This window comes from Bacteriovorax sp. DB6_IX, from assembly GCF_000447775.1.
Taxonomy (GTDB): domain Bacteria; phylum Bdellovibrionota; class Bacteriovoracia; order Bacteriovoracales; family Bacteriovoracaceae; genus Halobacteriovorax_A.
Genome location: NZ_AUNJ01000461.1, coordinates 1 through 2,631, shown reverse-complemented (window position 1 = coordinate 2,631; position 2,631 = coordinate 1). Strand labels below are relative to the sequence as shown.

Annotated in this window: 3 protein-coding genes; all 3 read left to right on the top strand. The window is 34.1% G+C overall.

The window, feature by feature from the left end; all coding sequences use genetic code 11:
* A partial coding sequence (locus tag M901_RS14345) for a response regulator transcription factor (RefSeq protein WP_021278930.1) occupies nt 1-257 on the top strand: 257 nt, incomplete at its 5' end.
* Nucleotides 258-346: 89 nt separating this feature from the next.
* Complete coding sequence (locus M901_RS14340; protein ID WP_157680050.1) at nt 347-1,441, top strand: hypothetical protein; 1,095 nt, start codon at nt 347-349, stop codon at nt 1,439-1,441.
* Between the two features lie 440 nt (nt 1,442-1,881).
* A complete protein-coding gene (locus M901_RS14335) occupies nt 1,882-2,493 on the top strand; it encodes a HEAT repeat domain-containing protein (RefSeq protein ID WP_198295410.1) in 612 nt (203 codons plus the stop codon).
* Nucleotides 2,494-2,631: the final 138 nt, after the last annotated feature.

Here is a 2,631-nt window from a genome sequence, read left to right as displayed (position 1 = left end):
TTGGACTAGAGAAAATAAAAGAAATTCAACCGGACCTTATTATTCTAGATCTTATGATGCGTCAGATGACTGGTTATGATTTTCTAAATCATTTGAATAAGTTTCATAAGGACTACAAAGGAAAGGTTCTAGTTGGATCAGGAAAACAGTTTGTTAAAGATCGCTTGAGGTCTTTAAAAATGGGAGCGGATGATTTTATGGATAAGCCTTACAATTCTAAAGAACTGATACTTCGTGTCGAGAAGTTGTTGAAATGAAATTTCTCCTCTTTTTGATCATAGCCTTTTCTACATCTACCTATGCTCTAGAGCGAAACTGCTCGGCAGTAAGGGATTATGATAGACAAATGGAAACTCTGAAACAGTTGGTTTCTCAAGGTGCTTCTGAAGGAGTTGAGAAGTGTTCACAAGAGTTTTTAAAGCTTAGCCCTAATAGTATTGAGCTTCAAGAGTTCTACTTGCGTTCATTACTATGGCAAAAGAAATATGACGTTTTCAAGAAAGCTGTTGGTAAAATAAAGAGTAATAAAGAAGTCTATTATAGAATGTTGGGAGACTACTATTGGTATCGAGAAAACTATAAGTCTTGCTCAAGAGTGTATCGTTATTTAAATAAATACGATGGTGGAGATAGCAAAAAGAATCTTTATCGCTTTATTCTGTGCTCTTATGAAAGTGATGGAACAAAAGAGTTGTCTTCTTATAAGCAGTTGGTCTCTAGTTTTCCTAATTCTGTAGAAGTTTTAAATATTAAGAGTCTTTTTGATGATTCTAATAGAAATCTTCTTGATTTGAATTATTTTAAGTATCAGAATTCTGATGGAAATAATTTGGCAGAAGCCAATATTAATGGACTCTTTTATTGGAAGAAAGTTCATCATCTTCAACTTGGTTTAAAGAATATTGAACGAGAATTTGGAGAGAAAGAGATTAAGGATCAGATTATTTCAGCAAACTATCGACGAGACATAGAGCGCTACGGTTTTGAGATAGGGGCAGAACATACAATTTCTCCAGAGTTTACGTATAAGAATGCTTATCATTTGGGGCTTGATTACAAATTTTTAAAAGAACTTACTATTGGAGTAGATGGAGAGTTTAGAGAATATAGCGACAAAACCATCTCCATTTTTAATTTATCACTTGAGTATTACTTTGGTGATTGGTTGCTTGATTTGTCCCTCCCTTTAGATATGGAGTCAAGGGTCTTAAAACTTTCTTATTTTGGAGTGGAGAGTCTTGCCATTTCTGGATGGTATTCTAGTGGGGAAGATGAATCTAGTCGACCATATCTTTCTGGAAGTACTGACTCCAATTATGAAGTTCTTGGACTAAAGTTACATTTGAAAAAGAAGATTCAACCGTATCTTATCTATGAGAGACGCAATGAAGAAAGCTTTGAGTATGATATGTTTGGTGTTGGGTTACAATTCGAGTTTTAAATGATTGGAACTCAAATCGAAACACTCTATTTACTTCTTAAGATACTTCTAGGAATTTTCTTAGGGATGAGTGGCTTTGTCTTCATTAAAAAAATTACGAAAGAATAATAAAGTATAGGAATATAAAAATACTTAAAAAGTATGAGGGCCTTATTCAAGATTATATTCTTGAAGGTGCAAAGGATCATAATATTCCCCACGAGCTTTGTCTTCGAGATTATCTGCTATCCCTCTGTAAGCTTTTGAATGGTCCAGAAAGAGAGAGGATTATTGAACTTTACGAATCTGCAGGATTTTACGAATACGATTTGAAGGCACTAAAAAGTATAAGATATCGTAAAAGAGTAAGAGCATTAAATCGCCTATTGCTTCTTGGGAAGAGGTTAGAGATTGAAACTTTGGAGTCTCTCTTAATCGATGAACATTTGGTTTTTCGCTGGATGGCACTTGATCTCTATATTCAGACTTATAATGATAAGGCATTCGTTCCTCTTTTAAAGTTTATTCAAGATGAGAGAAACTTAGAATATCGGGGTGTTCTTTTTCAACTTATGGCCAAATACGCCAACTTGAAGATCCAAGATTTGATTTTTATGTTATCACACCTTCCTAATGAAAAGCTTCTCGAGATTCTACTTAAAGTTCTCGAAACCTATCCTGTACAAGAGGTTAAGGATATTATTTTGAACGAAGTTCGTGGCAGATCAAGTATACGCGTGATTTCTTCTGCCATACAGATTTTATCTAACTTTCCTGATGAGAGGTTTTTCTATTTACTAAAAATCTATTATCAGTCGAGCTCAATAGAGTTAAGAGTTAGAATCGCAAAGATTCTTAAAAATCTTGATGATGAAAGGGGCGTTGAAATTTTAAAGAAGTTAACTTGTGATACTGATTTCTTTGTTCGTAATGAAGCGTGTTATTCTCTTGTTGAGCTTAAGAATAGTTCTGGAAATCATTATTTGAGAGATATCTTTGAAGATCCGGGGCATCCTAGTCATAAAATTATAAATAATATCTACTCCTTGAGAGCATTTGAGGAGGTCGCATGAATCAGTTTACTGAACTGTTAAACCAAGCACACTCATATTTTTCCGGTTTGCTTAACCCTTTTGCGCTGGAGGCTCTTCATATTTTTGAATTAGCATCAATTGGTTATCTCTTAATTGCAAATACTTCTTATGCGATCA

Excerpts from the sequence above, each read along its gene's own strand:
- M901_RS14335 (WP_198295410.1), top strand. The coding sequence starts at position 1,882 with ATGGCACTTGATCTCTATATTCAGACTTATAATGATAAGGCATTCGTT.
- M901_RS14340 (WP_157680050.1), top strand. The coding sequence starts at position 347 with ATGGAAACTCTGAAACAGTTGGTTTCTCAAGGTGCTTCTGAAGGAGTT.